The sequence below is a fragment of the Cognatazoarcus halotolerans genome (assembly GCF_009800965.1).
Lineage (GTDB): Bacteria > Pseudomonadota > Gammaproteobacteria > Burkholderiales > Rhodocyclaceae > Cognatazoarcus > Cognatazoarcus halotolerans.
Window position 1 is genome coordinate 160,607 of sequence record NZ_WUAF01000002.1, and the last position, 25,164, is coordinate 185,770.

Genomic DNA, 25,164 nt, shown 5'->3' on the forward strand with positions numbered 1-25,164 from the left:
CCCGGCTTTTAGCGTGTCGTGTCGCCATCCGTCGTGACGACGCGGGCGCTGGTCCGCGCCCGTTCGGCGATCCGTGCAAGCAGCGCCCTTGCGTCCCGGTCGCCGGGGGTGTCGGTGGCTGGCGTGCGATAGACCATTTTCACCCTGCCGGGCTGGCTTTTGAGCTCGTAGATCCCGATGCTCAGGGGGCACAGGGCGATGTTGTCGGGGTTTTCCAGGGCCAGTCTCGCGGCGATGCGCACGCTGCAGAAGGCGAAGACTTCCGCGTTTCGGTAGATGTTGCCGTGATGACCGAGATCGGCTTCGGTGCGCTCGAGCATCGCGCCGAAGCCACTCACCGACGAAACGAGCAGCCCCTCGTCCTCGATCGATTCGATGAGCGCTTCACGGGTGCGTGCATAGGTGCTTGGTGCGATCTCGAGCGAGGTCGGGCCAGCCGCGTGTGATGGTGGGGCGGCAACGCAGAAGAGGCTCGCGGTCATGGCAAGGAGCCATGCCCCCGTGTTCAGGTAAGGACCCATCCCTTGGATTCCGCTTCTGAAAAGAAGCGGTATACACCTTCGGCAATGACGCCGTCCGGCGCGTCGAACTTTTGCTGCAAGGCGTCGATGATCTCGGGCGCACTGCGCCTGCCGTCGCACAGCGCGAGGATTTCACCCGCGCTGCCGTTGAGCTTGACCACGCCTTCGGGAAACAGCAGTAAATGGGCCTGCTGGGCGGGTTCCCAGCGCAGGATGAAGCGGGGGGCGATCGAGGGAGTCATGACGAGCCTCCTGGCGATGCGGGGCCTGGCCCCGCACCCGGGTTCAGCGGACGTAGACGTAGGCGGTGACTTCGAAGCCGAGGCGGATTTCCTGATAGGCGGGGGTTTCCCAGGTCATGATGCGCTCCTTTGGTGGTGGGCGACGACGGCTGTCGTCGGTGAACACAGTGTCGATCATCCCGGCCCGGCCTGCCGTCGAAATAAGCCGTGAGCCGGGCTCGCGAAATTCATGATTCCAGCGCGGAGGGTCGGTCGCGGCGCATCGGCAGGTAATCGCCGAAGCCGTCGATGTCCACCCGACAATAGTTCAGCAGCATGGCGTCGAGCATGCTCCACAGGACGTCGAGCTTGAACTGCAGGATGTCGGTCGCCCGGCGCTGTTCGTCGCGCGTGCGAAAGTGCGTGAGCGTGATCTCCAGCCCGTGTTCGACATCGCGGCGGGCCTCGGAGAGCCGGCGCCGGAAGTAGCCGTAGCCTTCCGTGTCGACCCACGGATAGTGCGTCGGCCAGTTGTCGAGGCGCGATTGATGAATGGCCGGGGCGAACAGCTCGGTGAGCGACGCGGCCGCGGCTTCCTGCCAGGGTCGCTGCCGGGCAAAGTTTACATAGGCATCGACCGCAAAGCGCACGCCTGGCAGCACATGGCGCTCCGACACGACTTCGTCGCGGCTCAGCCCGACGGCCTCGCCGAGGCGGATCCATGCCTCGATGCCGCCTGGCTCGCCGTCGCGCCCGTCGTGGTCGATGATGCGCTGGACCCAGTGGCGGCGGATCTCGCGGTCGGGACAGTTGGCGAGGATCGCGGCATCCTTGATCGGGATGTTGAGCTGGTAGTAGTAGCGGTTCGCAACCCAGCCCTTCAGCTGGCGGCGGTCCAGCCGGCCCTGGTGCATCATCTGCTGGAAGGGGTGGTGGATGTGATAGCGGTCACCCATGCTGCGCAGGGCGGCCTCGAACAGTTCGGTCGAAAGCGGTGGGGCGTGACGGTCCATGGCGGATGTCTCCTAGAGTTCGATCTTCATGCCGTCGAAGGCCACTTCGATGTCCGCGTTCTGCAGCATCCGTCGCTCATGGCTGGCCGAATCGAGTATCGGGTTGGTGTTGTTGATGTGGATGAGGATGCGGCGCGCGCTCGCGTAGGGCGACAGGCGGGCGATCATGCCGTCGCCGCCGGATTGCGGCAGGTGGCCGATTTCCCTGGCGGTCTTGCGCGAGAGGCCGAGGCGGATCATCTCGTCGTCGGTCCAGAAGGTGCCGTCCACCATGATGCAGTCGGCCTGGGCCAGGAACTCGTCGAGGTGCGGTTCGATCGCGCCGAGGCCGGGCGCATAGAACAGCTTTCGGCTGCTGCGCAGATCCTCGACCAGCAGGCCGATATTGTCCTCGCGGTGAGCGCGGCCGCGACGCGGCGAGAACGGCGGTGGCTGGCTCGCCAGCGCCACCGGCGTGAAGCGCAGGTCCGGCAATTCGGGCAGTGAAAATGGCGTTGGCGGGTCGGCGCGCAGCGGGTGCCAGTCGACGCCGCAGAAGTGCTGCAGCACGCCGAAAACCGGATTGCCGGTAGTGAGGTCCTGGTGCACCGGTTCGGTGCACCACACCGGTAGCTGCGAGGCGCGCTCGCGCAGCATGAACAGGCCGGTGGTGTGATCGATCTGCGCGTCCACAAGGATCACGGCGCTGATGCCGCTGTCGCGCAACATGCGGGCGGGCTGCAGTTCCGGGTGCTGTTTGAGCTGCGCGAGAATATCCGGCGAGGCATTGATGAGTGCCCAATGCACGCCGTCCGCGCTGATCGCGATCGACGACTGGGTGCGGGCGCGGAAGCGCGGGTCGCCCGCGCGTACGCCCGCGCAGTTGTGGCAGTTGCAGTTCCATTGCGGAAAGCCGCCGCCGGCGGCCGAGCCGAGTACGAGGATCTTCATTGCACCTCCTCGGTCGCTTCGGCGATCACCGCAGTGGCTGCCCGCTTGACCAGCGGCATGTGGAAATGGATCGGCTGGCCCGCCCGCCGGGTGATCTCAGCGACCTCCCGGTGGTCGGGCGAGCGGCTGCAGGCGGGGTCGGTGGCGGCGGCATCGCCGGTAAGCAGAAAGGCCTGACAGCGGCAGCCGCCGAAGTCCTTCTCCTTGTCCGGGCATTCGCGGCAGGTCGGCGACATCCAGTCGAAACCGCGAAAACGCTTGAACAGCGGCGACTCGTTCCAGATCCAGTCGAGGCTGTGCATGCGCACCGAGGGGAACTCGAGTCCGGGGAGCACCCGCGCCTCGACACAGGGCATCGGAATACCATCGGGTGCGATCGTCAGGTGGATGTTGCCCCAGCCGTTCATGCATGCCTTTGGGCGGCCTTCGTAATAGTCGGGGATCACGAAATAGAGGGTCATGCCGTGTTCGCCGCGCTTGCCCGCCTCGCGCCAGCGCTCGACCACCTGTTCGGCTTCGCGCAGCGCTTCGAGCGAGGGCATCAGCTCGGCGCGGTTCATCAGGGCCCAGTTGTAGTACTGGATGTTGGCAAGCTCCACGTACTCGATACCGAGCTCGGCCGCCCAGCGCAGCAGCGCATCGATCTCGCCGAGGTTGTGACGGAAGAGCGGTACGTTGAGCACCATCGGCAGACCGCGTGCCTTGACCATGCGGGCGGCTTCGAGCTTGAGCGCATGGGCGCGGGCATCGACGAGGCGGTCGGTGAGCGTTGCGGTCGAGGCCTGCAGCGAGAGCTGCACCTGCCGCAGGCCGGCTGCGATCAGTGCGTCGAGACGCGCTTCGGTGAGCCCCACGCCAGAGGTGATGAGGTTGGTGTAGAAGCCGAGCTTGTCGGCATGCGCGACAAGCACTTCGAGATCGTCACGCAGCAGCGGTTCGCCACCCGAAAGACCGAGCTGCACGGCGCCGAGCGCGCGGGCTTCGGTGAGGACGCGCTTCCACTCGTCGGTGTCGAGCTCGTTGGCGGTGTAAGCCGCATAGTCGAGCGGGTTGCTGCACCAGCTGCATTTGAGCGGGCAGCGGTAGGTCAGCTCTGCGGTCAGCCACATCGGCAGGCCGCGGGGAATGGAGAGGTCGGACATCGCGTCACTCCTTGATCGTGCGCTCATCGTGCCGGGCCGGCGCGGCGCCGGCGTGCAGATGGCGTCCGCTTGTCACTGGCGAATTTCTTGATATGCGGCGTCGAAAAAAAGCGGCGCCCGAAGGCGCCGCAATCACGAGGAAGAAACATGCCGGGAAGCACGATGAGCGAGGGAGAGCATCGAAATCCCCGGTGCAACAGGCAGGGTCAGAAGAAGATGACACCGCCGAGCGAGATGGTGCGGGCCTTGAAGCTGTCGCCATACAGGTCCGCGCCGCTTTTCTTTTCCTGGTTGTATTCGCCAACCAGGGTGATGTACTTGTTGAGGGTGTGATAGACGCCAAGCGTCACGCCACGACTCTTGTTGGTTTCGGTGAGCGTGCCGCTCTTGTCCTTGTTCTCGCCATAGTTCAGGCCGACCTTGGTCTTGCCGAACTTGTAGGTGCCCTGCAGGAAGTAGCCCTGGCTGTCGGTTTCGCCGAACGGTGAGAAGAACTGTGCGCCGACCGTCGAAAGACCGAGACCCTTGCCGTCGAAGCCGTAGGCGACTGCCTCGAAGTTGCCGAAGCCGACCTTGGCGCCGAGTTCGAAGCCGCGCGCATTGAAGGTCGGCGTGTTGGCCACGCCGCCGTCGGTGCTCTGGTGTACCAGGCCGCCCCACACCGAGCCCGGCGTCGCGCCTTTCCAGTCATAGCTGGCGATGGCCTGGAAGCCCGGCGTGCTGGTTTCGCCGCTGCCGATGAAATCCTTCGGCTGGAAGATGCCGGCCGATGCGGAGAAGCCGTTCATGTCCGGCGTGGTGTAGGTGATCTGCGGCTGGAAACCGGTGTACATGTAGCCGTGGCCGATCATCCCGAAGGTGGTGTTGAACGGGATCGACGCGTTGGTGGCGCCGCCCAGGCCGAGCAGGGTCATGTCGGAGAGGATGATCTTCTGCGCGAACAGGCCGATGTCACGGCCGAACTTGACCGTCCCCATGCTGTCGTTGCCGAACTGGAAGTACAGGTTGCGCACGTCGATCTGCGAGAACGGGCTGGTGGAACCGGCGGTGGAGCCTGCGCCCGGCGCGGTCGGCAGGCCGACCACGGTCGACGAATCGTTGATGCCCGGAGCAAGGCCGACGTGGGCCTTGATGTCCATGCCTTCGGTCTTGGTGGTGAACACGAAGTTGATCCAGCCTGGCAGCAGGCCGTTGGTAAGCGCCGAGTTGTCGGTCTTTGCGCCATTGTCATTGACCGAACGGAAAGAGTAGAAGCCGTTGATGGTGCCGTTGATGTCCAGGGTGGCATCGCCCTGGGTGAAGCTTACCGCCTGGGCGCTGCCGGCTGCCGAAACGAAGGCCAGGCTCACAAGCTTGGCAATGGTGGATCTCTTCATGGATTGTCTCCGTATGTCTGGTCTTTGTCTGCGCTGCACGAGCGGTGCCGCGCCCTCCCTGGCAGGCCGGGTCCTCCGGAGCCTGCGCGTCGTGACGCATGGAGCAGATCGCAAGGCGCGTGCCTCTCGGGTTGGCATGTCATGCCAACGTTCTTTCGGTTAGGTCGAAAACCGAGATCTGGCGCGGCTTGCGTACAAAATCGCCTTGCCCGTCAGGGGTTTGCACTGGGCGTCCAAGTGTTGCGGATTGGAGCAGGCGGCGTTGCGCGACGAAGCAGGTGATACCGCTCGACCTGATGCAAGCTGGAGCAGATCGGGCGTGGAGATCGCTCGGGCGGGGGCGGAGGAGGGCGCGGGGAAGGACCGGAAGGCAGGCGATGGCGGGTGTTTGGTTGCAGTCCCGGTTAGCAGTCCGTCGCCAGTCGATGTAAAAGGATGGATATCGACAGTGTGATGCGAGGCGTAATCAATGGAGCACAACTTTACGACCGGGATCGTATGGACCGGTAATCGCGGCGAGGGCACGCGCAGCTATCGTGGCTATGACCGGACCTGGGACATCGCAGTGCCGGGAAAGGCGGTGGTGCATTGTTCGAACGACCCGATGCTGGGCGGGGATCCGGCCAAGATGAATCCCGAGGACTTGCTTCTTTCGGCGCTCTCGGCCTGTCACATGCTCTGGTATCTGCACTACGCGAGCGACGCGGGGATCGTCGTGCTCGCCTACCGGGACGAGCCGGTGGGTTATGGTGAGACCCTGCCGTCGGGAGCGGGCCGTTTCGTTTCGGCGGAACTCCGGCCGGAAATCACCGTCGGCGCCGGGACGGACATCGCCGCGGCCGAAAGGATTCACGGCCGGATACACGAGGTGTGCTTCATCGCCCGTTCGGTGAGTTTTCCCGTCTCGTACCGCGCCCGCTTCCACGTGGCCGACGACTCGGGGTCGGGCGACCGGCACGCACCCGGCTGAAGCGTGAGGCGACGGCGCGAGCCTGGTGTTTCAGGACGTCAGCGCATCCAGCGCGGCGAGGCTTGCTGCCAGGATTTCCGGATCGAACTGCCCATGTCCGGCGCCCGGAATCTCCTGCAATCGCAATGAAGGGCAGGCGCCGGCCAGCGCCCGTGCGGCGCCTGGTGGGCAGATCGGGTCGTTGTCACCTTGGACGATGATGCCCGGCAAGACATGCCGGGCGGCCGCCTCGAGCAGTGTCGCTGCACGCGGATAAGCGTGCCGCGCCAGATAGTGAAGCTGGAGCCGGGTCTTCGCGATTGCGCTGGCCTCCGGCGGCGCGTCGGCAATCGTCTCGCCCATCAGCGCCGCCTCATGGGCCAACCACCGGCGTGTGATCTCTGCGCGGACACTGGCGGGACCGGATTCGAAATCGTGCTGCAGGCGGCGGATGCAGTCGCGGGCCGCCTCGTTCTCGGTGCGGCCTTGAAAGTTCGCCAGATAGGCATCCAGTTCGCGATCGCCGCCGAGAAAGATCCCGCGCAGCAACAGTGCGCGCACCCGTTCCGGACGCGTGGCTGCGTAGGCCAGCGCCAGCAGGCTGCCCCACGAGCCGCCCCAGACCAGCCAGGCTTCGATGCCGAGGTGGACGCGAATCAGTTCGATGTCGGCCACCAGGTGTTCGGCGGAATTGGCCCGGATCTCGCCGGCCGGGCGGCTGCGGCCGCAGCCGCGCTGGTCGAAGAGGATGGCGCGGTGACGCCGTGGATCGAAAAGGCGGCGATGTCGGTCGGTGCACATGCTGCCCGGCCCACCGTGGAGAAAGATCACCGGGAAGCCGTCGCGCGGGCCGCAGTCCTCCACGTAGAGTTCGTGGCCGTCACCCGCCGCCAGCCGATGGACCGCGCGGGGCTCGGCGGGCGGATGAAGTCCGGCCACGGGGCGGGGACGCCGGCTCAGAAGGTGTAGCGCGCGCTCACCCCGGCGTAGGCGCTGAAGGCTGGGCCGGGTTCGTAGAACTTGCTGTTGCTGTCATTGACGATGACCGAGCCGATGTACTTGCGATCGAACAGGTTGTCGAGCCGCAGCATCTCCTGGAACTGCCACGCGCCCTGCTTCTGGGTGGCGGCAACGCGCAGGTTGAAGAGGGTGTAGCTGGGCGCGGTCCGTGCATCGTTGCCGTCGTTCACGAACACGTGGCTGCGATACACCGTCTCGAGCGCGGTGGTGAGGCCCTGCATGGGCTGCCAGGCGAGTTCGCCATAGATACTGGTCGCGGGGATGCCGGGCAGGCGCTTGCCTGCGCTGATCGCACCGCTGCTCTCGTCGTAGATGGCACGCATGTGGGTGAAGGCCAGCTTGCCGCGCCACTGGCGTGAAAATTCGCTGTCGACCGCCACCTCGACACCCTGACGCAGGGTCGAGGCGGCATTGGTGTAATAGGTGCGTCCACCGGTGGCGCCTGCCGGCACGATTTCGTCTTCGGTGCTGATCTGGAACACCGCGGCATTGACGCGGGTGTAGTCGCTGACGAAAGCCTTTGCGCCAAGCTCGTACTGGGTGCTGGTCGAGGGTTTGAGTCCGAGGTTGAAGCCGGCGCCGCCCGCCGAATAGGCCATCTCGCCGAGCGTCGGCGTCTCGTAGCCCTTGCCCGCGCTGGCATAGAGGTTCAGTGCGGGACTGAGCTCGTAGGTCACACCCACGGCCGGCGTGGTCTTGCTGAAACTCACGCTGCCGCTGTCGTCGCCATTGACCAGGTATTTGTCGTCGACCTCGGTCTCGACATGGCTGTGGCGCAGGCCGGCCTGCAAGCCCCAGCTACCCCTTTTCCAGCTTGCCTGCAGATAGGGGTCGAGACTGGTGACCGTGTCGATCTCGTCGCGGCGCAGGTTGCCGCGTACGCCCAGCGCTGTCGGCGCGGTTGCCGGGCCGAGGAAGTTCTCGTAGCCCTGGCGGTCGTCCTCTGAGCGGTCGTAGTCGATGCCGCCGGTGAGTGTGAGTTCGCCGCCGGCCGCGGCCAGGGTTTGTATCCACCTTGCCGACATGCCGTGGAATTCACGGTCGAAGTCGATCACGCCCCCGGCCTGGCCGGGGCGCGTGGCAATGTTCTGCACGATCGCGGGAATCGACTGGTACTGCAGTACGCTGCGCTTGCCCGCATAGGCGGAGAATTGCAGTGTGCCGGCACCGATGCGGCGCTCGTAATTCATGCCGCCCTGTACGTTGTCGATGTTCTTGCGCACGTTGTAGTCGATGGCGGCACTTTCGACCGCACGCGGATCTCGCTGAAAAGTGGCCCAGGTCACGCCCTGCGGGTCCTGGGTGTCGGCCTGATGGAGCGTCGCGGCGATGAAGTTGAGCTTGCTGTCCGCATCCGGCTTGAGGGTGATCTTGGCAAAGCTCTGGTCACGACTGGCGGCGCTGTGGTCGCGATAGCCATCGGTCTCGAAGCGCGAGCCATTCACCAGGAAGCCCACGCCGCCTTTTTCACCCTCGGCCTCGAGTTCGTACTTGGTGGTGCCCCACGAACCCCCGAGAATTCCGGCCTTGATGCTGGGTGGGCCACTGCCGTCGCGCGAGAAGAGCTGAATCACGCCGCCCGAGCTGGCGCCATACACCGTGGAGAAGGGGCCGCGCAGTACCTCGATGCGTTCGGCGGTGTCGAGGTTGAAGGTGGCCGCCTGACCCTGGCCGTCCGGCGTGCTGGCGGGAATGCCGTCGGTGACGAGCTTGATGCCGCGTACCCCGAAGGCGGCCCGGGCGCCGAATCCGCGCGAGGAGATCTGCAGGTCCTGGGCGTAGTTCTGGCGGTTCTGCACCACCAGGCCGGGCACGGCGGCGAGCGACTCGGATACGTTGACCTTGAGCTGTCCCTCGCTGATGCTGCGCTGGTCCACCACGTCGACCGAGAAAGGCAGCTCGAAACTCTGAGCTTCCACCCGGCTGCCCGTCACGACCACCGGTTTGAGCTGAAGATCGGCTTCGGCTGCACCCGCGGCGAAGCTGCCCATCGAGAGGGCGAGCGCGAGGCCGATGCTGATCGGGCGACGTTGCGGGACGTCTGTGTTGGTCGTGCGGCGTGATGTGTGTGTGGACATGGCTTACCTGTTGTGATTTGTGCGCCGGCGCGGGGTCGCGGGCGAGCCTGGGGCAAGTCTAAGCCAGGGCAGTCGGGTGCAGGCTCGTCGCAGTCTGTGTAGCGGGCTCAAGAAAATCATGAGATCTCGCCGCAATCGTCGTCACCGCTTGCTTCGAGGAAGGCCTTGAGCGCGACCGCGTTGTTGCACTCGGCATCGCGGGCGGCAAACAGCAGGGTGACGGGGCCGCTGGCAACTGCTTCGCGGAGCTCCGCCAGCTCTGAATGCGAGCTGCGTAGCTCCGCGAGATAGTCCCGCCGGAAATCGTCCCAGCGAGCACGATCGTGCGCGAACCACTTGCGCAGGGTGTCCGATGGGGCAAGCTCACGCAGCCAGAGGTCGACCGCAGCGTCCGCCTTGCGAATTCCCCGCGGCCACAGACGATCGACCAGCACCCGCAGACCATCGTCCGCTGCGGGTGCTTCATAGATGCGTTTGGTCCTGATCTCCATTTTCCGGCCTCCCTTCGCCTCAGTCTGGCAGCCGCACCATCGTTCCGCCAGACCGCCGTGTCATGCCTCCCGAGCAGTCACCACGTAGCGCAGCGGCCCACCGGCCTTCAGCGCGTTGAAGGGGTAGCAGGTGATGAGGGTCAGCTCGCGGGTCCGGCTGCCCTGGGCGAGTACGCGGGTATCGGATTTATCGACCACCTCGGTGTTGCTCACGCGGTAGCGGACAGTGGTGCCGCCTTGCGTGTCGAGTTCGATGAGGTCGCCGTTTCGCACCCATTGCAGGAATGCGAAGTGGGTGTCGCGGTGGGCGCCGATGACGCTGTTGCCGCGTTCGCCGGGCAGCGCGGTGCCGAACATGTAGCCGGGGCCGAAGGCAATCGTGCGGCCACTCGCGCCGGCCAACACGTAAGCCTCGGCGTGGCGGCCGGGCACCCGTAAGCGGGCCACCGGCCAGGTATCTGCCCACGGCCACGGTCGAGCTTCGCGCTCGCCTTCGAGGGTGCGTGACCATGCGTCGGCGATCAGCACCTGCGCGAACCAGGCCTTGGCCTGGATGTAGCCAGCCTGCCCGAGATGCCAGCAGGCAGTGACGGCGAGCGTGAGCGCCGCGATTGCCGCCAGGCGACGCGCCGGTGTGTGCCGGCGGACGAGTTCGGCGCGGGGTGTGCCGAGGTTGGCATTGGCAGGCCAGGCGCATTCCACGCCGAGGAATTCCGCGTAACCGCGATCGTGGCAGAAGTCATTGGTGTTCATCCTGATTCTCCTTTTCAGCGGGCGAGAGACGGGTTGGTGGGCTGGCGGCGCAGGGTGACCCACAGCGCCAGGGAAAGCAGCAGCGCGATGCCGCCGAGCAGCAGATGCCAGCGCGAGTCGGTCGCGCCGCGCGGCAGTTCGCCGAATACCGCCTCGTAGTTCCAGCCGTGGGGCAGCTTGGTGGGCATCGCGCCGCCGTCGAGGGCCGCGTCGGCGGGCCGTGCCGGCGTGCGGTCGACCGCGACGAAGCTGGTGTAGCGACTCATCAGCTGGTGCTCGATGGCGAGCGGGATCACCGCCGCGCGTACCTCGTCTTCGGGGGTGCCGCTGTTGAGGCGGTCCATCAGTGCGTCGATCTTCTGCCGCGCCCACAGGCTGCCGATGCCGGTGCCGGCATTGGCATCGCCCAGGGATACCGTGCTGGTCCAGCGAAAGTCACCCGCGTCGCCGCTGATTTCGATCTTGCCCACTGCAATGTCGAGGGCCGCGGCGATGACGACCGGCTCGCCCAGGTATAGATCGGGTATGTGCGCCGGCCACGCCTCGACCGTGCTGCCGGCGGGCCAGCGCACCTCGATGTTCTTGAGCATCGGCGCCTCGAGGCGGCTGAAGAGTTCGGACATCCTGGCTTTCACTTCGTCGACCTTGCCGATGTAGGTGAAGCTGCCGCGGCCGGTCTCGGCCGCCTTGCGCATGAAGTGGCTGTTGGGGGCCGAGCCGATGCCGACGGTAAAGAGGCGGCTCGCGCCGAGACGCTGTTGGATCAGCGCGAAGAGCTCTTGTTCGTTGCCCACCGCGCCGTCGGTCAGAAAGATCACCTGGCGGACCCGGTCGCTGCTTGCATCACCGGTGAGGGCCTTCTTGAGCGCGCCGGCCATCTCGGTGCCGCCGTTGGCACGCAGCCGTTCGACCCAGCGGACCGCGTGGTGGATGTTGCCGTCGCTGGCGGCTTGTGCGCTGTCGAAAAGGGCACGGCTGTCGGAGTTGAACTCGATCACGTTGAAGCGGTCGGCCGGATCGAGGCGCCGCAGTGCCATGGCCAGCGCCTCGCGGGCCTGAACAATGGATTCGCCTTCCATCGAGCCCGAGGTATCGATTACGAAGATCACTTCCCGCGGAAGCCGGGCGGTGGTGGTGAAGGGCGCCGGCGGCATCAGCGTGAGCAGCGCATACTGACGCCCGTCCTCGCCGGGCTCGGCAAACAGGGTTGCTGCCGGGGCGCTTCCGGCGGCCAGTGTCCAGGTGAGCTCGAAATCCCGGTTTGCCGGCGTGTTGCCCTCCGAGAGCGTGATCTTGCGGCGCTGCTCGCCATCGCGGATCACCTGCACCGCGTGAAACGGACTGCGGACCTCGGCGATCGGCACACCGGCGTCGAGGCTGACGCGGATGCGCACCGGGTTGAGCAAGTGCTCGTCCGGCCGCACCACCGGCGGGCTGATCCGCAGTGCGTCGAGGACGCTTGCACCGGCCGCGACGGCGCCGACCTCCTCGTCGTCCGCGCCCGCGCCGGGGATGTAGCGCGGGCCGACCACCATCGGGAAGCGCAGGCTGTAGCGGCCGGTGCCCTCTACCTGGCGGTAGTCGAGCGTCTGCCGGTATTCGAGTTCGATCACGATCTGCTCGCGCGGGCCGATGTTGGCGACGCTGGTGGTGAACATGTTGGGCCGCTCCTGCTCCAGCAGGGCCGCACGCTGGCCGGTTTCGCGGGCTTTGCGGTAGGTCGCCTGGGCCTGGGCGCGCTCCTGCACCTCTGCTTCGATCACACGCTGGCCGATACGCATGCGAAGTCTGTTGACCGCTGCGTTCTCGGGGAGCGGGAACACGTAGATGCCTTCGTACCAGGCGTCGGAGGGGTTGCTGAAGGTCTGCACCACGCGGGTGTGAGCGAGCGGTCCGCTGACCTGGATGTCCACCTCGGTGGCGAGCAGTGGTACGGCGAAGCTCGGAACCTGGTCGCCACGGAAGAGCAGGGTGCCCTGGCGGGCATCCGCGGGCTTCATTTCCGCAAAGCCCGTTTCGGCACTCTGGGCTGCGCTGGCGGGCGTGGCCAGCAGCAGCACCACACCACCGAGCGCCACACTGAAACCCAGCGCGGTGGCAAACATCAACAACAGGTAGGCGATCAGGTCGACGAGCCGCTGGCCGCGTGCGATCCGCTTGTTATGAGGCGAGTCCGGCAGGCGGACTGTCCGGTCTGCGGTGGTATTCATCCCTTGCTCCGTTCGTGTTGTTGTTGCGGTGATGCAATTTGAACGGGGCAGACGGGCGGCAAGCGGATCGAATCAGGTCAATCCGCAGATGAAATGTGGCCGAATGATGGCAATCGGCCCGGGCGCGCAATGGGGCGAGGTGCGAGGGGCAGGTTGAAGGCAGTCACCGGCCGCGGCGGCGACTTCGCAGCGCAGCGCCGCGGCAGGGGGCGGAGCACGGCCGGTGCATCCGCCAGGGGCTGAGCCCGGAGGTGCTCAGCGGGAGAGGATCCACTTGACGACGAGCTTTATCTCATCGTCGCTGAGACGATCCGCGGGGTGTGGGGGCATCGGTACCGTACCCCACACGCCGGCGCCGCCTTCACGGATCTTCTTGGCGAGCATCGCGGGCGCGTCAGGGTTGCCCTTGTATTTGGCGGCAACGTCCTTGTACATCGGCCCCATGCGTTTCTGGTCCACCGTGTGGCAGGCCGCGCAGCCCGAGCTCTCGTAGATGGCTTCGCCTTCGTCGGCCTGGGCGAGCGGCGCGATGAACAACGAGGCGGCGAACAGCGCGGGGGCGAGTCTGACGATCTGATGAGGTTTCATGGGCGTTTCCTTGCTTATGGTTTGAACAATGCGGGGCTGTGCGGCCTGGGCGTCGACCGATAGAGATTGGCCACATCGGTGGGATGGAGTTTAGGGAGCCGTTTGCGCTTTGGCCTGCTGATTTTCGCTATTTTTGGGCGCTTGTCGCTTCGGCTTTCCGCCCTCGCGTGCTGAATGGAATGCCCCGATCGGGACGGCGCCGGCCTGCCCGACCGGGGCATTCGGCGGGCGAAAAGTGGCAGCAAAATGACTTTTCATGCCGACGCTGAAAGCGCCTCCCGGCCAGTGCTATAGTCCGCCGCCATGGGAAGAAGAATTGCCATTGTTGAAGACGAGGCCGCGATTCGTGCCAACTATGCCGAAGCGCTGGCGCGCCAGGGCTACGAGGTGGCTGCCTATGCGAGCCGGCCCGAAGCGCTGGCGGCATTCCGCAATCGCCTGCCGGAGCTGGCGGTGATCGATATCGGCCTCGGTGACGAACCCGAGGGCGGCTTCACGCTGTGCGCTGAGCTGCGGGCGTTATCGGCCCGGGTGCCGATCATTTTCCTGTCTGCGCGCGACAGCGATTTCGATATCGTGTCGGGGCTTCGTCTCGGTGCCGACGACTATCTCACCAAGGATGTGTCGCTGCCGCACCTGATGGCGCGGATCGCCGCGCTTTTCCGGCGCGTCGAGGCCTTGGCCGAAGCGGGACCCAAGGAGGACGTGCTCGAACGCGGCGATCTGCGGCTCGATGCGATGCGCCTCTCGGCCGAATGGCGGGGGCAGCCGGTCGGCCTGACACTCACCGAGTTCTGGATGGTCCATACCCTTGCGAAGATGCCGGGTCACGTCAAGAGCCGCGAGCAGCTGATGCAGGACGCGCGGCTGGTGGTGGATGACGGCACGATCACCTCGCACGTCAAGCGGATCCGCAGGAAGTTTGCCGCCCTCGACGCCGGATTCGATCACATCGAAAGCGTGTACGGCATGGGTTACCGCTGGAAGCCCTGAAGATGGGGCGCGAACGGATCCGTTTCAGCCTGCGCAGCAAGCTCGCGCTGTTGTCGATGGTACTGCTCGCGCTGCCCTGGGTGGGCTACCGCTATGTTCAGGAGATGGAGCGGTTTCTGCTCGAGAGCCAGCGCCAGGCGGTGATGTCCACTGCTCGAGCGGTCGGCACTGCCTTGCACGACCGCCCGGCGCTTTTCGGCGTGGCGCCGCAGCGCTTTTCGGGCGTCGATCCGCTCGGTTCGATGTTGCCCGGGGAGGAACTGCTCGATCCGGGCATCACCCTTCGGCCGGGCCCCCGGCGCAACGGTGCACGCGAGGTCGAAGCGATCCTCAAGGGGCTGGACCGAAGCAGCTCGCGCATCTGGGTGGTCGACCGGGAACTGAAGGTGCTGGCCCGTGCCGGCAGTCTGAGGCCGCCACCCGAGCCGCGGCCCGACGGCGGTTGGCTGCAGCAGGCCTGGCATCGCCTGCTTGCCTGGTTGGTGCCGCCACCGCGCCAGGCCTACATCGAGCGGGTCGACCAGGAGCCGCTGGCGCGCAGTCCGGAGATATCGAGCGCCTTTCTCGGGGCGAGCAGTGTCTGGGTTCGTGGCACCGGCGATGGACGTCCGAGCATCGTTGCCGCAGCGCATCCGGTGTGGGTCGGCGACCAGGTGCTCGGCGTGGTGGTGGTCGAAGAGACGACCCATTCGATTCTGAGTTTGCGCAACCAGGCGCTCGAACGCCTGATGCTGCTGACCCTGACCGGGTTCGTGATCACCGCGGTGCTGGTACTCGGTTTTGCCTCGCGGCTGTCGTGGCGCATCCGCCGCCTGCGCGACGAAGCGGAGAGCGCCATCGATGCGCGCGGGCGCATCACAAACCTGTCTGCGGCCTCGAGCGCCTCGGACGAGGTGGGTGACCTGTCGCGCAGCTTTTCGGCGCTGCTGTCGCGGCTCGGCCAGCACCACAGCTATCTCGAGAGCATGGCGAGCCGGCTCTCGCACGAGTTGCGCACGCCGATCGCGGTCGTGCGTTCCTCGCTCGAGAACCTGCACCTGGAGCCCATGCCCGAATCGGCGCAGACCTACATCGGTCGCGCGGAGGCGGGGCTGGCCCGGCTCACGCGGATTCTTTCGCGCATGTCGGAGGCCACCCGCATGGAGCAGAGCCTGGCGACCACCGACCCCGAGCGCTTCGACCTGCGGGGCGTGGTGAGCGAGTGCGTGAACGGCTATCGGCTGGCGCATCCAGGGCGCGATTTCGTCGCCAGCCTGCCGCGTCATCCGGTGTGGGTCAGCGGAGCACCCGATCTCGCCGCGCAGATGCTCGACAAGCTGGTCGATAACGCGGGTGATTTCGCCGCGCCAGACACGCCGATCCGCATCGATCTTGCCTTTGACGGGCCGACCGGTGCGTGCCTGGCGGTGAGTAACCAGGGGCCGAAGCTGCCGCCGGAGCTGGAGGGGCGGTTATTCGAGTCGATGGTGTCGGGGCGCAAGGGCGAGGGCGGCGACCAACCTCATCTGGGGCTTGGCCTGTACGTCGCGCGCATGATCGCCCGCTTTCACGGCGGTGAGCTGCGCGCCGAAAATCTGCCTCGCGGCGAGGGCGTGCGGTTTCTCGCCGAACTCAGGCTGGCCTGAATGCGCTGGTCGGCATGAAGCCTTTCGTCAGCGGATGCTCAGACCGCTGAACCAGCGGGAGTCGGGCGCGATATCGCTGCGTTCGGCGGGGCCGAAGGGTGGTGTCGACGGATCGTTCGGTGGTGCGCTGATGAGGTTCAGATCTATCGCCTGCGGTGTGCCGACGATCCCGTCGTCGGCGATCTCCATGCGGTAATAGACACCGTTCCAGAGCCGCGCGCCGAAATCACGCGGCGCCTTGAACAGGAACAGCAGGGCGTGCTCCAGCCAGGCGAAGTCGTCCGACTTTACCGTACCGGGATTGGTGTAAGGATAGGGGACGTGGCACTGGATTTCGGCCGGGCTCTCGAGGCATTTGAACTCCTTCATCGACAGGAAATAATCGGTGAAACGGCTCGCGTCGAGCTTGAGGCTGAAGCGGTAGTGATCGCCCTCGGGCACGAAAGTGACAGTGCCGATCGGTACCGTGCTGCCTTCGCGCGTATGCATTGCAAGGGTCTTGCTGCCTTCGAGCTGCCAGGCGGCGGATGCAGGCCCGGACAGTGCGGCAAGCAGCGCGAGACTTGCGTAGTCGCGGACAAGGGTTCCCGGTAGCTTTCTCATGCGCCGCTCCTCTTCTGCAGTGTGACGTCGTGTGGGCCGGACCGGGGCATCTGCCGGCCAGGGGAGACGATTCCGGCTATATTCGCACGCTCACGCTCAAAAGCCTTCCGCCGAGATGTATCAGCTGCCTGTTCAAACTCTGTTCCGCCTTGCCTTCGTGGCCCTCGTCGTGGTCGTTTTCGTGGCCTGCATGATCCCGATTCCGGATGCGCTCACCGTGTTCTCATGGCAGGACAAGGTCGAACACGTCGCCAGCTTTCTCGGCCTCACCATGCTCGGTGTGTGCGGATGGCCGCAGCGCGCTAGCCGCGTCGCGATCGGGTTGGTGGCGTATGGCGGCCTCATCGAGCTCGCCCAGACGCTCACCAGCTGGCGAAGTGGTGACGTGCTCGACTGGTTGGCGGACGGCCTGGGCGTGCTCCTGGGGCTCGCGCTGGTCAAGGCCTTTCGACGGCCCAGGCCCGTCTGATTCGCGTGAGCGTGCCGTCGTTTGGCGGGGCCGGCCTGTGCTGCCGAAAGGCTGCTGAGGCGCGACGGATGGTCTTCAGCACGCGTCCCGGGGCGCCGTTGATCGTGTTTCTGTCCGCACCGCTTGATTGGTGCTGCGGCCGATTTCGTCGGGAGAGCCGCGGGGCTGCGTCGGATGTGCATTGCCGCGTTCGTGGGCCGATCTTCGCCCGACCCGGATCGCCTGAACATCTGTCTGGAGAAAGAAAATGAATCGTCGAACTTCCCGCGCCTGGCGCATCATTGTCCCGATCACGCTGGCCGCGCTGATCGGTAGCGCACCGGTGCTGGCGGGCGAGAAACCCGCTTTCCCGCAGCTTGATCTCCCCGGACAGGCGTCGGGCCAGCGCGCCATCGATCTCCTGGGCGACAAGCTCCCCGAGGTGGCGCGGTGGCACGGCAAGACCCCGCAGGAGTTCGCCTCGATTCTGCGCCGCGATCGCAGTGCGCGTCTCGATCGGCACGGCCGGCTGCACTACGTCGAGGCGGTGACCGTCGCGGGAGCGGGCACCGCAAGCGGAAGTACCACGCTGGCGAGCGCGTCCTACCCGCTCGAGCAGACTTTTGCGCTGCACAGCCGGCCTGGCGCGCAGCGCACGATCTACCTCGACTTCGACGGCTACAACGCGACCAACACGGCGTGGAACGATAGTTACGGGATGAGCAACATCTCGTCGCCGCCCTTCGATCTCGACGGCGTGCCCTACAGCTTCAGTCAGACGGAACTCGAGCGCATCCAGGCAATCTGGCAGCGGGTGGCGGAAGACTATGCCCCCTTCGATGTCGATGTCACCACCGAAGAGCCGCCGGCGGACGCGATCACGCGATCGGGCAGCGGAGATGCCATATTCGGTACCCGCGTGGTGATCACCCGTGATTTCGTGCCGGGCGGATGCGGTTGCGGCGGATTCGCCTATGTCGGGGTCTTCGACATGGTCGGCGATTATTACAAACCGGCCTACGTGTTCTTCGATCGACTGGGCGCCGGCAATGAAAAGTACGTGGCGGAGGCGATCGCCCATGAAGCCGGCCACAATGCGGGTCTCAACCACGACGGCTCGGCGACCACCGCCTACTATGCCGGCCAAGGCAGTGGGGCCACCGGTTGGGCACCGATCATGGGTGTCGGCTACTACCAGCCGCTGGTGCAATGGAGCAAGGGTGAATATGCCGGCGCCAACAACCAGGAAGACGACATCGCGGTGATGCAGGCCAACCAGCTGCCGCTGCGCGCGGATGATCACGGCGACACACTGGCACTGGCGTCGCCGCTGAGCGGTGGCACGACCTTGTCGGGCAGTGGCCTGATCGAGCGGCGGACCGATCGCGACGTGTTCAAGTTCAGCGCCGGTTCCGGCAATGCCAGCTTCTCGCTGGCGTTCGCCAATCCCTCGCCAAACCTCGATGCGCAACTGGACCTGCTCGACAGTGCGGGAACCGTGATTGCCAGTGCCAATCCGGCCGACGCCCTGGGTGCCACGATCAGCGCGGTGCTGCCGGCAGCGGGCACCTACTATCTGCGGGTCGACGGCGTGGGCAAGGGCTCGGCATCCACCGATGGCTATTCCGACTATGCCAGCCTGGGTGCGTACGAACTTGCGGGCACGGTGCCGGCGGCAGCAAACCAGCCTCCGGTGGCGGTGGCCGCGGCAACGCCGACGAGCGGGACCGCGCCCCTGGCGGTGAGCTTCTCGTCGAGCGGCTCCTACGATCCCGAGGGCAACCTGGTGTCGCAGGTGTGGAACTTCGGCGACGGCTCGGCACCGGTCAGCGCATCTTCGGCCCAGCACACCTACGCGGCCGGAACCTATACCGCGACACTCACGGTTACCGATGGCGCCGGCCTGAGCGACGTCTCCACGGTTTTGATCAATGCGAATCCGCCGGTGGCCGTGCCGAGCATGCGTATCGACGACATCACGATATCGATCAAGGGCGGCAAGCGGGGCGCCACAGCCACCGCGGCGGTGACGGTGCGCGACGGCGACGGCAATCCGGTGGCAGGCGCAAGTCTGAGTGGCACCTGGAGCGGCGTGGTGAGCGGATCGGCGAGCGGCGTGACCGGCAGCAACGGCACCGCGAACATCCGCTCGCCCAAGTCCTCGGGTAGCGGCACCTTCACCTTCACGGTGACCGGTGCCGCCCTCTCCGGCTACGTCTACACCCCGGCGGACAACGTCGAGACCAGCGACTCGGCGTCGAACTGAGCCGGGCGGCAGCGGCTCACCGCCCGGTGAGCCGCCAGTCCAGTTCCGACGGTCGACCCGGCAGGTCCAGCCGGGCAAGTGCGGGCGGCGTGCGGGCGATCACCCGCCCCGCCCGCATCACCATCAGGCGGGTGGCCCGCAGGCGGATCGCTTCGACCGGATCGGCCGCCTGCAGCAGCACCAGGTCGGCTCTGCAGCCGGGCGCAATGCCATAGCCTTCGAGGCCGAGGATGGCGGCCGGCGTTTCGGTGACTGCGGCGAAACACTGGTGCATCGCCGCCTGTCCCGTCATCTGCGCAACGTGCAGGCCCATGTGGGCGACTTCGAGCATGTCGCCGCTACCCAGGCTGTACCACGGGTCCATGACGCAGTCGTGGCCGAAGGCCACCGGAATGCCGGCGGCGAGCAATTCGGGCACGCGGGTCATGCCGCGGCGCTTGGGATAGCCGTCGTGGCGACCCTGCAGGGTGATGTTGATCAGCGGGTTGGCGATGGCCGCGACGCCGGCTTCCTTCATCAGCGGCAGCAGCTTGGACACATAGTAGTTGTCCATCGAGTGCATCGAGGTGAGGTGCGAACCGGTGACGCGCCCATGGAGGCCGAGGCGCTGGCTCTGGAAGGCAAGGATCTCGATGTGGCGCGAGAGCGGATCGTCGCTCTCGTCGCAGTGCATGTCCACCATGAGGCCGCGCTCCGCCGCGATCTCGCAGAGGATGCGTACCGATTCGGCGCCGTCCGCCATGGTCCGTTCGAAATGGGGAATGCCGCCGACCACGTCCACCCCCATGTCCAGCGCGCGCTCGAGATTGTCTAGCGCGCCGGCGCTGCGCAGCACGCCATCCTGGGGAAAGGCCACCAGTTGCAGGTCGAGATACGGTGCCACCTTCTCCTTCACCTCGAGCAGCGCGTCGACCGCGAGCAGGCGCGCATCGCATACGTCTACATGCGAACGGATCGCCAGCAGGCCTTTCGCCACCGCCCAGTCGCAGTAGGCCAGTGCACGTTCCACCAGGGCCTCGCGGGTGAGTTGCGGCTTGAGTTCGCCCCACAGGGCGATGCCTTCCAGCAGGGTGCCGGAGGCGTTCACCCGCGGCAGGCCGTAGGAGAGCGTGGCGTCCATGTGGAAGTGGGCATCGACGAAGGGCGGGGTGACGAGCTGCCCGGCAGCGTCGATGGTCTCGGCTGCCGTGGCGGCGAGCGCAGGCTCGGCTGCGACGATCAGCCCGTCGCGGATACCGATGTCGATGCCGGTGCGTCCGTCGGCGAGCGTGCAGTTGCGCAGGATGGTGTCGAGCATGGCGGGGTCCCGGGGCGGATGCGAAAGAGTCTGGTCGGTGGTGCTAGCGTTCACCCTTGCGGTAGGGCTTCATCAGCGCCTGCGGATAGGCCGCCCGCCGCGCCATGACAACCAGTGCGACGATCGACAGGATGTAGGGGAGCATCAGGTAGAGCTGGTAGGGCAGTTGTACCGGCAGGAGGCCGGAGGATTGCTGCAGGCGAAGCTGCAGCGCATCGAAGGCGGCAAACAGCAACGCCCCGAGCAGCGCCTTGCCGGGGCGCCAGGAGGCAAACACCACGAGTGCGACGCAGATCCAGCCGCGCCCGTTCACCATGTTGAAGAAGAAGGCATTGAAGGCGGAGAGGGTGAGGAAGGCGCCGGCCACGCCCATCAACGCCGAACCGGCCATGATGGCGCCGGTGCGCACCGCCAGCACGCTGACGCCCTGCGCCTCGACCGCCGAGGGGTTCTCGCCAGCCATGCGTACCGCGAGGCCGACCGGGGTGCGCTGCAGTATCCACGCGATTACCGGGACCAGCGCCAGGGCGAGCACGGTCATCGCGGTCTGCGCGCCGAGCGCGGGGCCGATCAGCGGCAGGCCGGAGAGGCCATCGAGTGGCGCGAAGGGCTCGATCGTCGGCGGGGTGCTGACCTTGGGAAAGCTCACCCGGTAGGCGTAGGAGGCGAGACTGGTGGCGAGCAGGGTGAGGCCCAGCCCGGATACGTGTTGCGAGAGCCCGAGCCACACCGTCAGGCCGGCATGGACAAGGCCCAGCAGCGCGCCGGCCAGTGCCGCCACGAAAACGCCGGTCCACAGATCGGCGCCCTGGAAGACCACCAGCCAGCCGCAGAATGCACCTGCCACCATGATGCCTTCGATACCTAGGTTGAGCACCCCGGCCCGCTCGCACAGCAGCACCCCGAGCGTGCCGAAGATCAGCGGGGTGGCGATGCGCAGCACCGCGATCCAGAATGCGCTCGAGGCGACGATGTCGTAGAGCTCGCTCATCGGCTGTTCCAGCGGATGCGGTAGCGGGTGAACATGCCGGCCACCAGGATGGCCAGCAGCGAGGTGGCGACGATCACGTCGGCGAGGTAGTTAGGTACGCCTGCCGAGCGGCTCATGCTGTCGGCGCCGACCAGCACGCTGGCGACGAATACCGCGGCGACGATCACGCCGAGCGGATTGAGCCCTGCCAGCATGGCGATGACGATGCCGGAATAGCCGTAGTCGGGCGACATGTCGAGGGTCAGGTAGCTGGTCCGACCGGCCACCTCGCCCACGCCGGCAAGTCCGGCCAGCGCGCCCGAGATCAGCGCGCCGAGGAGCAGTGTGCGGGCCACAGGCAAGCCGGCGAAGGCGGCGGCGCGCGCGTTGGCGCCGACCGCACGCAGTGCGAAGCCAAAGGTGGTGAAGCGCTCGACGATCCACATCGCCAGCGCCAGCGCGCAGGCGATGACGAGGCCGCTATGCACCCGCGAGCGCGCCATGAGCTTCGAGAGTTCGAGTTCCGGGTCGAGCGCAGCGGACTGTGGCCAGCCCATCGCCAGCGGGTCCTTCATCGGTCCGTCGAGCATCATCGAGACGAACAGCAGGGCGATGAAGTTGAGCAGCAGCGTGGTGACCACCTCGTCCACCCCGAAGCGCACCTTGAGCAGCGCCGGCCCGGCCAGCAGCAAGGCACCGGCCGCGGCGCCGGCGAGCATCATCAGCGCGAAGCGCAGCGTCGGTGGCAGGGCTTCGAGCGCACCGCCCTGTGCGCCGACCGCCACCGCGGCGAGCGCGCCGACGTAGAGCTGGCCTTCGGCGCCGATGTTGTAGAAGCGGGCGCGAAACGCCACCGCGGCGGCAAGCCCGGTGAGGATCAGCGGTGTGGCACGGGTGAGGGTCTCGGAGAGGGCGAAGCGCGAGCCGAATGCGCCCTCGAACAGCAGCGCATAGGTCCGGCCGACCGGAGCGCCTGCCCACGCCACCAACAGCGCACAGACCAGCAGGGTGAACAGCACCGCCACGAAGGGAGCCACGAGCTGCGCGGTACGGGCCGTACCGCTTCGGGCTTCAAGCCGCATCGGCGTGCTCCGCGGGTGCGACCGGGTCGCCGGCCATGGCCAGTCCCAGCGAGGCCGGCGTCCACTGCTCGACCGGCAGTGCAGCGCTCAGGCGGCCCTTGAAGATCGCCGCGACCCGGTCAGCGATGGCCATGATTTCGTCCAGATCCTCGGAGATCATCAGCACTGCGGCGCCGCCGGCGGCTGCGTCGAGCAGCCTGCGATGGATCTCGGCGACCGCACCGATGTCCAGACCCCAGGTGGGCTGATTGGCGATGATCAGCAGTGGCGCCGATTCGCCGCCGACAGCCAGCGCACGGCCGAGGATGAGCTTCTGCATGTTGCCGCCGGAGAGCGCGCGGGTCGGCACGTCGATGCCCGACAGGCGGATGTCGAAGCGCGCCACGAGCGCATTTGCGAAGGCGCGTGCCGCGCCGCGGCGGATCCAGCCAAAGCGCGAAAACGCCGGTGTGTGCAGGCGCTCGGAGACCGCGTTCTCCCACACAGGCAGATCGCCGACAATGCCGACGGCGTGACGGTCTTCGGGGATGCGTGCGACCTTGCGGGCAATCCACGCACGTGGCCTGGCGGCCAGTACTTCGCCACTGACGGCGACCCGGCCGTGCCGCGCGGCAGTCAGGCCGCAGGCCAGCTCGGCAAGTGCCTCCTGGCCGTTGCCGGCAACGCCGGCGATCGCCACGATTTCGCCGGCGCGGACCTCGAGGCTGGCGCGATCGAGCATGCCGTGGCGGTCGGCGGCAGTGCTCACCCGGTCGATGGCGAGGATAATCTCGCCGGGCTCGCGGCGCGTGCGGGTGGGCGCCACCACGCTGCGCCCGACCATCAGTTCGGCGAGTTCGGCACGGCTGGTGCCGCGCGCGGGGCGCTCTGCCACCAGCCGGCCGGCGCGCAGCACCGCCACCCGGTCGGAGACGCGCAGCACTTCATCGAGCTTGTGGCTGATGAAGATCAGCGAGAGTCCCTCGCGGATCAGTTCCGCGAGGGTGCCGAAGAGTTGCTCGCTCTCCTGCGGGGTGAGCACCGCGGTGGGTTCGTCGAGGATCAGGATGCGCGCACCGCGCCACAACGCCTTGAGGATCTCCACGCGCTGGCGCTCGCCCACAGAGAGCTTGCCGATGCGTGCCTCCGGATCGATGGCGAGGCCGAAGCGGCGGGCCGTGTCGAGCAGCTTCCGGCGTGCCGCGCTGCGGCGCGAGAAGGGCCGCCACAGCGGTTCCGAGCCGAGCATCACGTTGTCGAGTACCGAGAGGTTGTCCGCCAGCGCGAAATGCTGATGCACCATGCCGATGCCGGCCGCCAGCGCTGCCGCGGGATTGCCGGGCGGCAGCGGCTGGCCGAACACCTCGATGCGGCCCGCGTCGGCCACGTAGTGACCGAACAGGATGCTCACCAGGGTGCTCTTGCCGGCACCGTTCTCGCCGAGCAGTGCCAGCACCTCGCCGCGCGCGAGTTCGAGCGAGATGTCGTCGTTGGCGAGCAGCGGGCCGAAGCGCTTGCTGATGCCACGCAGACGCAGTGCGGGGAGGGCCGAGGCGGTGCTCATGCGGGTTCTGGTGGTGGAGCGAGGCAGGGGCCTGAGGGGCTCAATTGGACTTGGGCTCGGTCTCGATCACCTTGACCGTGAAGCTGCCGTCGAGGATGGCCTTTTCCCTGGCCTTGACCTTCGCCATCAGTGCGGCCGGTACCTTCTTCTCGAAGGTGCCGAGCGGCGCGAGCGAGGCGCCGCCGAACTTCTGGGTTGAATACTTGCCGTAATCGGCGGCGACGAACTTGCCCGCGCGTACGGCGGCGATCGCCGCATCGATGGTCGGCTCCATGTGCCACAGTGCCGAGGCGACCACCGTGTCGGGGTACTGCGGCTGCGTGTCGATGACGTTGCCGACCGCCAGCACGCCGCGTTCCTTCGCCGCGTCGGAGACGCCGAAACGCTCCGCGTAGAGCACGTCGGCGCCCTTGTCGATCATCGCGAAGGCGGCCTCCTTGGCCTTGGGCGGATCGAACCACGAGCCGATGAAGCTGACCGTGAAGCTCACCTTCGGATTGACCTCGAGCGCGCCGGCCATGAAGGCATGCATCAGGCGATTCACCTCGGGGATCGGGTAGCCGCCAACCATGCCGATCTTGCCGGACTTGCTCATGCCGCCGGCGATCATCCCGGTGAGATAGGCGGGCCCCTGGATGTAGTTGTCGAAGACCGAGAAATTGGGGGCCTGCGGCTTGCCGGACGAGCCCAGCAGGAAGGCGGTCGCGGGATAGTCCCGGGCCACCTTGCGGGCCGCCGCCTCGACCGCGAAGGCCTCGCCGACGATGAGCTTGTTGCCCGACTCCGCATACTGGCGCATGACCCGTTCGTAGTCGGCATTCGTGACGTTCTCGGAGAACACGTAGTCGATCTCGCCGCGCCCCTTGGCGGCCTCGAGCGCCTTGTGAATGCGCGATACCCATTGCTGTTCGACCGGCACGGTGTAGATCGCCGCGACCTTGATCTTATCGGCGGCGGCGGCCGGTAGCGGAAGCAGCGTCGAGGCGGCGAGGGCGAGGCTGGATGCGAGCAGGCGGCGACGGAGGGTACTGGTCATGGAGGGCCT

The 25,164-nt window shown here is 66.6% G+C and carries 24 protein-coding genes; 5 read left to right on the top strand and 19 right to left on the bottom strand.

The window, feature by feature from the left end; genetic code table 11:
* Positions 1-8: 8 nt before the first annotated feature.
* From GQB03_RS03690 to GQB03_RS03720, 7 genes are all read right to left on the bottom strand, one after another.
* Entirely contained in the window at positions 9-521 is a 513-nt protein-coding gene (locus tag GQB03_RS03690) for a DUF302 domain-containing protein (RefSeq protein ID WP_159684573.1), read from the bottom strand.
* A complete protein-coding gene (pqqD, locus tag GQB03_RS03695) occupies positions 506-763 on the bottom strand; it encodes a pyrroloquinoline quinone biosynthesis peptide chaperone PqqD (protein WP_159684576.1) in 258 nt (85 codons plus the stop codon). The genes GQB03_RS03690 and pqqD overlap by 16 nt, the downstream gene beginning before the upstream one ends.
* 43 nt (positions 764-806) lie before the next feature.
* The gene (gene pqqA / locus GQB03_RS22920) at positions 807-941 is read right to left on the bottom strand and encodes a pyrroloquinoline quinone precursor peptide PqqA (RefSeq protein ID WP_200832096.1); all 135 of its coding nucleotides are present in this window, start codon (positions 939-941) and stop codon (positions 807-809) included.
* Between the two features lie 49 nt (positions 942-990).
* Positions 991-1,755: a pyrroloquinoline-quinone synthase PqqC gene (pqqC, locus tag GQB03_RS03705; RefSeq protein ID WP_159684579.1), complete on the bottom strand. Its 765-nt coding sequence runs from the start codon at positions 1,753-1,755 to the stop codon at positions 991-993.
* Positions 1,756-1,767: 12 nt separating this feature from the next.
* The gene (gene pqqB, locus GQB03_RS03710) at positions 1,768-2,685 is read right to left on the bottom strand and encodes a pyrroloquinoline quinone biosynthesis protein PqqB (protein WP_159684582.1); all 918 of its coding nucleotides are present in this window, start codon (positions 2,683-2,685) and stop codon (positions 1,768-1,770) included.
* The gene (pqqE, locus tag GQB03_RS03715) at positions 2,682-3,827 is read right to left on the bottom strand and encodes a pyrroloquinoline quinone biosynthesis protein PqqE (protein WP_159684585.1); all 1,146 of its coding nucleotides are present in this window, start codon (positions 3,825-3,827) and stop codon (positions 2,682-2,684) included. The genes pqqB and pqqE overlap by 4 nt, the downstream gene beginning before the upstream one ends.
* A 206-nt stretch (positions 3,828-4,033) precedes the next feature.
* On the bottom strand, positions 4,034-5,203 hold the full coding sequence (locus tag GQB03_RS03720) for a porin (protein ID WP_159684588.1): 1,170 nt from the start codon (positions 5,201-5,203) through the stop codon (positions 4,034-4,036).
* A gap of 469 nt (positions 5,204-5,672) precedes the next feature.
* Here GQB03_RS03720 and GQB03_RS03725 point away from each other — a divergent pair, with 469 nt between their 5' ends.
* Positions 5,673-6,173, top strand: coding sequence for an OsmC family protein (locus GQB03_RS03725; protein WP_159684591.1), 501 nt, complete (start codon positions 5,673-5,675; stop codon positions 6,171-6,173).
* A 30-nt stretch (positions 6,174-6,203) separates the two neighbouring features.
* On the opposite strand, the gene GQB03_RS03730 is transcribed toward GQB03_RS03725, so the two are convergent.
* From GQB03_RS03730 to GQB03_RS03755, 6 genes are all read right to left on the bottom strand, one after another.
* On the bottom strand, positions 6,204-7,091 hold the full coding sequence (locus GQB03_RS03730; protein WP_159684594.1) for an alpha/beta fold hydrolase: 888 nt from the start codon (positions 7,089-7,091) through the stop codon (positions 6,204-6,206).
* A gap of 17 nt (positions 7,092-7,108) precedes the next feature.
* A complete protein-coding gene (locus GQB03_RS03735; protein WP_159684597.1) occupies positions 7,109-9,250 on the bottom strand; it encodes a TonB-dependent receptor family protein in 2,142 nt (713 codons plus the stop codon).
* Positions 9,251-9,366: 116 nt separating this feature from the next.
* On the bottom strand, positions 9,367-9,741 hold the full coding sequence (locus GQB03_RS03740; protein WP_159684600.1) for a DUF488 domain-containing protein: 375 nt from the start codon (positions 9,739-9,741) through the stop codon (positions 9,367-9,369).
* 60 nt (positions 9,742-9,801) lie between these two features.
* The gene (locus GQB03_RS03745; protein ID WP_159684603.1) at positions 9,802-10,494 is read right to left on the bottom strand and encodes a class GN sortase; all 693 of its coding nucleotides are present in this window, start codon (positions 10,492-10,494) and stop codon (positions 9,802-9,804) included.
* 14 nt (positions 10,495-10,508) lie between these two features.
* Positions 10,509-12,704, bottom strand: a complete 2,196-nt coding sequence (locus tag GQB03_RS03750; protein WP_159684606.1) for a marine proteobacterial sortase target protein — start codon at positions 12,702-12,704, stop codon at positions 10,509-10,511.
* Positions 12,705-12,959: 255 nt separating this feature from the next.
* Positions 12,960-13,292, bottom strand: coding sequence for a c-type cytochrome (locus GQB03_RS03755; RefSeq protein WP_159684609.1), 333 nt, complete (start codon positions 13,290-13,292; stop codon positions 12,960-12,962).
* A 303-nt stretch (positions 13,293-13,595) separates the two neighbouring features.
* Here GQB03_RS03755 and pdsR point away from each other — a divergent pair, with 303 nt between their 5' ends.
* Both pdsR and GQB03_RS03765 read left to right on the top strand, forming a co-directional pair.
* Positions 13,596-14,285, top strand: a complete 690-nt coding sequence (gene pdsR / locus GQB03_RS03760; RefSeq protein WP_159684612.1) for a proteobacterial dedicated sortase system response regulator — start codon at positions 13,596-13,598, stop codon at positions 14,283-14,285.
* Positions 14,286-14,287: 2 nt separating this feature from the next.
* Positions 14,288-15,910: an ATP-binding protein gene (locus GQB03_RS03765; RefSeq protein ID WP_159684615.1), complete on the top strand. Its 1,623-nt coding sequence runs from the start codon at positions 14,288-14,290 to the stop codon at positions 15,908-15,910.
* A gap of 27 nt (positions 15,911-15,937) precedes the next feature.
* Here the strand turns inward: GQB03_RS03765 and GQB03_RS03770 are convergent, their stop codons facing one another.
* Complete coding sequence (locus tag GQB03_RS03770) at positions 15,938-16,513, bottom strand: hypothetical protein (RefSeq protein WP_159684618.1); 576 nt, start codon at positions 16,511-16,513, stop codon at positions 15,938-15,940.
* A gap of 115 nt (positions 16,514-16,628) precedes the next feature.
* On the opposite strand from GQB03_RS03770, the gene GQB03_RS03775 reads away from it, so the two are divergent.
* Positions 16,629-16,982 (top strand): VanZ family protein, encoded by a 354-nt coding sequence (locus GQB03_RS03775; RefSeq protein WP_235026929.1) that lies wholly within the window; start codon positions 16,629-16,631, stop codon positions 16,980-16,982.
* A gap of 247 nt (positions 16,983-17,229) precedes the next feature.
* Positions 17,230-19,227 (top strand): PKD domain-containing protein, encoded by a 1,998-nt coding sequence (locus GQB03_RS22925; protein WP_200832097.1) that lies wholly within the window; start codon positions 17,230-17,232, stop codon positions 19,225-19,227.
* A gap of 16 nt (positions 19,228-19,243) precedes the next feature.
* Here GQB03_RS22925 and GQB03_RS03785 read toward each other — a convergent pair whose 3' ends face one another.
* From GQB03_RS03785 to GQB03_RS03805, 5 genes are read right to left on the bottom strand one after another with little or no spacing between them, the layout of a single operon-like run.
* A complete protein-coding gene (locus GQB03_RS03785) occupies positions 19,244-20,524 on the bottom strand; it encodes an amidohydrolase family protein (protein ID WP_159684621.1) in 1,281 nt (426 codons plus the stop codon).
* Between the two features lie 43 nt (positions 20,525-20,567).
* Positions 20,568-21,515: an ABC transporter permease gene (locus GQB03_RS03790; protein ID WP_159684623.1), complete on the bottom strand. Its 948-nt coding sequence runs from the start codon at positions 21,513-21,515 to the stop codon at positions 20,568-20,570.
* The gene (locus GQB03_RS03795) at positions 21,512-22,576 is read right to left on the bottom strand and encodes an ABC transporter permease (protein WP_159684626.1); all 1,065 of its coding nucleotides are present in this window, start codon (positions 22,574-22,576) and stop codon (positions 21,512-21,514) included. Before GQB03_RS03795 ends, GQB03_RS03790 begins: the two co-directional genes overlap by 4 nt.
* Positions 22,566-24,119, bottom strand: coding sequence for an ABC transporter ATP-binding protein (locus GQB03_RS03800; RefSeq protein ID WP_159684629.1), 1,554 nt, complete (start codon positions 24,117-24,119; stop codon positions 22,566-22,568). Before GQB03_RS03800 ends, GQB03_RS03795 begins: the two co-directional genes overlap by 11 nt.
* A gap of 40 nt (positions 24,120-24,159) precedes the next feature.
* The gene (locus tag GQB03_RS03805; RefSeq protein ID WP_159684632.1) at positions 24,160-25,155 is read right to left on the bottom strand and encodes a BMP family protein; all 996 of its coding nucleotides are present in this window, start codon (positions 25,153-25,155) and stop codon (positions 24,160-24,162) included.
* Between the last annotated feature and the right edge of the window lie 9 nt (positions 25,156-25,164).